Raw genomic sequence first — 5,157 nt, 5'->3', positions numbered from 1 at the left:
GTTCGACTTCACCGAACCCAGCAGCAGCGGCTGCTCCGCATCACGGTCACGGCCGTAGGTCGCCAGCAACGCCTGCGCCTCGATCGGGTCACCCAGCGTCGTACCCGTACCGTGCGCCTCGACGACATCGACGTCACCCGCCGACAGCCCACCACTCGCCAGCGCCTGACGGATCACCCGCTGCTGCGAGGGACCGTTCGGAGCCGTCAGACCGTTGGAAGCACCGTCCTGGTTCACGGCCGAACCACGGACGACCGCGAGGATCGTGTGCCCGTTGCGGATCGCATCGGACTGCCGCTCAAGGACCAGCATGCCCACACCCTCGGACCAGCCGACACCGTCCGCCGAGTCCGAGAACGCCTTGCACCGGCCGTCGGGCGACAGACCCCGCTGGCGGGAGAACTCGATGAAGGTGCCCGGGGTGGAGATGACCGTCACGCCGCCGGCCAGGGCGAGCGAGCACTCGCCTGCCCGCAGCGCCTGGGCCGCGAGGTGCATCGCCACCAGCGACGACGAACAGGCGGTGTCGACCGTGACCGCCGGACCCTCGAAGCCCAAGGTGTACGAGACACGGCCGGAGGCCACGCTGCCCGCACTGCCCTGGCCCTGGAGGCCCTCGAACTCCTTGCCACCGAGGATGGAGCCGTAGTCGCTGTACATCACACCGGCGAACACACCGGTCGCGCTGCCCCGCAGGCCGACCGGGTCGATGCCGGCCCGCTCGATCGCCTCCCACGACGCCTCCAGCAGCAAGCGCTGCTGCGAGTCCGTCGCCAGCGCCTCACGCGGGCTCATCCCGAAGAAGTCGGCGTCGAATTCACCGGCGTTCTCCAGGAATCCGCCGGAGCGGGTGTAGGACGTGCCGAGGTGCTCGGGGTCCGGGTCGTAGACCGACTCGATGTCCCAGCCGCGGTTGGCCGGGAACTCGGTGATGGCGTCCGTGCCTTCGAGAACCAGTCGCCACAGGTCCTCGGGCGAGGCGACCCCGCCCGGGTAGCGGCAGGCCATGCCCACGATGACGATCGGGTCGTCGGTCGTGGACGGCATCAGCTTCACCGGGAGCGCCGACTCGGTCTCGGGACCGAAGAGTTCGTCGTGCAGATGGTTCGCGAGCGTTGCCGCGTTCGGGTAGTCGAAGACCAGTGTCGCGGTCAGGCGCAGTCCGGTGGCCGCGCTCAGCCGGTTACGGAGCTCGACCGCGGTGAGCGAGTCGAAGCCGACCTCCCGGAACTGGGCCGCCGCGTCGACCGACGCTGCGTCGGCGTGTCCGAGGACCAGGGCCGCCTGGGTGCGGACCAGGTCGAGGAGGGCCTCCCGGCGTTCCTCGGCCGTGAGCGCGGTCAGGCGTGCCACGAGCCCGTCGGCGGTGACGCTTCCGCCCGCGACCGTGCGCCGGGTGCGGGTCCGGACGAGACCGCGGAGTACCGCGGGCACCTCGCCCTGCGCGGCGAGCGCCGCCAGGTCGAGCCGGACCGGGACGACCAGGGCGGTGCCGGTGGTGTCCTCGGCGTCGGCCGCGAGCGCCGCGTCGAAGAGGGCGAAGCCCTGCTCGGCGGCGAGGGGCGGCATCCCGGCCCGCGCCAGCCGTTCGGCCTCGGTGTCCGAGAGGGTTTCCGTCATGCCGCCCGCCTGGTTCCAGGGGCCCCAGGCCAGCGACAGACCCGGCAGACCGGCTGCCCGGCGGTGCTCCATGAGCGCGTCCAGGAAGGCGTTGCCGGCCGCGTAGTTGGCCTGTCCCGCCCCGCCGAGGACGCCCGCCACGGACGAGAACACGACGAACGCGTCCAGGTCCAGACCGCGGGTGGCCTCGTGCAGGTTCCAGGCCGCGTCCGCCTTGGGGCGCAGCACCCGGGCGAGCCGCTCCCCGGTGAGGGAGCCGATCACACCGTCGTCGAGGACGCCCGCCGTGTGCACGACCGCGGTGAGCGGGTGCTCCGCCGGGATCCCGGCGACCAGGGCGTTCACGGCGTCCGGGTCGGCGACGTCGCAGGCCTGGACCGTCACATCGGCGCCGTGCGCGATGAGTTCGGCGACGAGTTCCGTGGTGCCGGGGGCGTCACCGCCACGCCTGCTGACCAGCAGCAGGTTGCGGACCCCGTAGGCGTCGACGAGGTGCCGGGCGAACTGGGCGCCGAGGCCGCCGGTGCCGCCAGTGATCAGGACCGTGCCGTCGGCCTGCCACGCGGTGGGCGCGGCGAGGGCGGCGGGACGGGCCGGCCGGGTGAGACGGGCGGCGTGCGGCCGGCCGTCGCGCAGCACGAGCTGCGGTTCGGCGGAGCCGAGCGCCGGGGCGAGTGCGGCGGCGGACTCGGGGGTCCCGTCCAGGTCGACGAGGCCGAGGGCGCCGGGGTTCTCGGTGTGGGCCGAACGGACCAGACCGTGGACGGCCGCGGCACCGACGTCCCGGGTGTCGACCACGCCACGCGTCACGAGGACGAGGCGGGCGCCGGCGAGCCGGTCGTCGGACAGCCGGCTCTGGACGACGTCCAGCGCGTCGGCGGTGAGCCGGTGTGCCGCGTCGGAGGCCGGCTCGTCGGCGTGCGAGGCGACACCGAGGACGACCACGTCCGGCGCGGGACGGTCCGCGGCGACCGTCGCGGCCACCAGGGCGGCGACGTCCGGATATGTCCGCACGGTCGTGCCGGCGCCGGTGAGCGCGGCGGCGAGCCCGAGCGGGTCGCCGTCCGTGCCCAGGAGCGCGACGGTCGCGGGGGCCGCCTCGGATCCCTGGGCGGGGGTCCACTCGATGCCGAAGAGCGCCTCACGCAGCAGCGCGTCGGTGCCCGTGGTGTCGAGTCCGGTGACGCTCCGGGTGACCAGGGAGCCCACCGAGACGACCGGCGTGCCGGACGGGTCCACGGCGCTGACGGACAGCGTCCGGTCACCGGTCGGCGTCAGCCGGACGCGGAGCACGGTGGCGCCGGAGGCGTGCAGCGAGACGTCCGTCCAGGAGAAGGGCAGTCCGGCGGTGCCGCCGTCGGCGGCCGGGGTCAGCAGCAGGGCGTGCAGCGCGGAGTCGAACAGGGCCGGGTGCAGACCGAAGCCGGCGACCGTGTTCTCGGTGCCCTCCGGCAGAGCCACCTCGGCGAACCACTCGTCGCCGCGGCGCCAGGCCGCGCGCAGACCCTGGAAGAGGGGTCCGTACGCGAATCCTGCCTCGGCGAACTCCTCGTAGCACCCGTCGGCGTCGACGGCCTCGGCGCCCTCGGGCGGCCACACGGTGGTGTCGAGGGCGGCGGGGGCCGGACCGCTGCCGGCGGGGGCCAGCACACCGGCGGCGTGCTGCGACCAGGCGGTGTCGCCGGTGCCCTCGGGACGTGCGTACACGCCCACGACGCGGCGGCCGACGGCGTCGGGTGCCTCGACGGCGACCTGGACCTGGACGGCGCCCCGCTCGGGCAGGACCAGCGGTGCGGTGATGGTCAGTTCCTCGACCCGGTCGCTGCCGACCTCGTCGCCGGCGCGGACGGCCATCTCCAGGAGGGCCGTGCCCGGCAGCAGGACGGTGCCGTCGACGGCGTGGTCGGCCAGCCAGGGGTGCGAGTGCAGTGCCAGACGTCCGGTGAACAGCACGCCCTCGCCCGCGGCGAGTTCGACGGCGGCGCCGAGCAGCGGGTGTTCGGCGGAGCCGAGACCGGCGGCGCGGACATCGCCGCCGCCGAGCGGGGCCGCGGGCCAGAACCACTGGTGCTGGAAGGCGTACGTCGGCAGTTCCGCGCGGCCCGCGCCGGTACCGGCGAACAAGGCGGACCAGTCGATCCGGAGCCCGCCGGTGTGCAGGCGGGCGAGCGCGGCGACCGCGGTGGTCTCCTCGTCACGGTCCCTGCGCAGGACCGGGATGGTGACGTTGTCGTCGCCGGTCAGCGACTCCTGGGCCATGGCGGAGAGCACTCCGTCCGGACCCAGCTCCAGGAACGTGGTCACCCCTTGCTCCTCGAGCGTGGCCACCCCGTCCGCGAATCGCACCGCCTCGCGGACGTGGCGCACCCAGTACTCGGGCGAGCACAGCTCCTCGGCCGTGGCCAGGGAACCCGTCAGGTTCGACACCACCGGGATCACCGGGGCGGCGTACGACAGCGTCTCGGCGACCGCCCGGAACTCGTCCAGCATCGGATCCATCAACGGCGAGTGGAAGGCGTGCGACACCCGCAGCATCGTCGCCTTGCGACCCTCCGCCTCGAACCGCGCCGCGACCTCCAGTACGGCACCTTCGGCACCCGAGACGACCACCGAGGTGGGTCCGTTGACGGCGGCGACCGACACTTCCTCGCTGAGGTACGGGGCGATCTCGTCCTCGGTGGCCTGGACGGCGACCATCGCGCCACCGGCCGGCAGCGCCTGCATCAGGCGACCACGAGCCGCCACCAAGCGGGCGGCGTCCTCCAGCGAGAACACCCCGGCGACGTGCGCGGCAGCGATCTCACCGATCGAGTGACCGGCCACGAAGTCCGGCGTGACTCCGAAGGACTCGACGAGGCGATAGAGGGCGACTTCGACAGCGAGCAGCGCGGGCTGGGTCCACCCGGTCTCATTCAGCAGACCGGCGTCCTCACCCCACATCACCTCCCGCAGCGAACCACCCAACTCACCATCCAGGACAGCCAGTACGGCATCCAGAACCTCCGCGAACACCGGGAACCGGCCATACAACTCACGACCCATCCCGAGCCGCTGCGCCCCCTGACCCGAGAACAGCGCCGCCGAGCGACCGGTGCGGGCCGGGCCGGACACGGCCGCGGGGTCGGGCTCGCCCACCGCGAGGGCCGCCAAGGCGCGGGCCGCGGCGTCCACGTCGGTGGCGAGGACGACCGCGCGGTGCTCGAACAGCGACCGGGCGGTGACGAGGGAGGAACCGACGTCCAGGAGCGGACGGTCGAGGTGTGCCTCCACCGAGGCGAGCAGCTTCGCCGCCTGGCTGCGCAGCGCCTCCGGCGTCTTGCCGGACAGCACCCACGGCACCACCACGGGCTCCACCACGTCCGACTTCGGCGCTGCCGAGCCACCGACCACGGTCCCCTGGATCACCTTGTCGGGCTGCTCCAGGATGACGTGGGCGTTGGTACCGCTGATGCCGAAGGAGGAGACGGCGGCACGGCGCGGGCGGCCGGTCTCGGGCCACGCGGTCTGCTCGGTGAGCAGTGCGACGGCGCCTTCGGT

General features: G+C 73.6%; 1 protein-coding gene. It reads right to left on the bottom strand.

The genetic code is table 11. The features are described from left to right. The coding region (locus tag ACWC91_RS41185) for an SDR family NAD(P)-dependent oxidoreductase (protein ID WP_450726372.1) at nt 1-5,157 on the bottom strand (5,157 nt) is incomplete at both ends.

Source organism: Streptomyces sp. NPDC001204 (assembly GCF_053598035.1).
The sequence above is the reverse complement of the archived record's forward strand: the minus strand, read 5'-3'. Positions and strand labels throughout refer to the sequence as shown.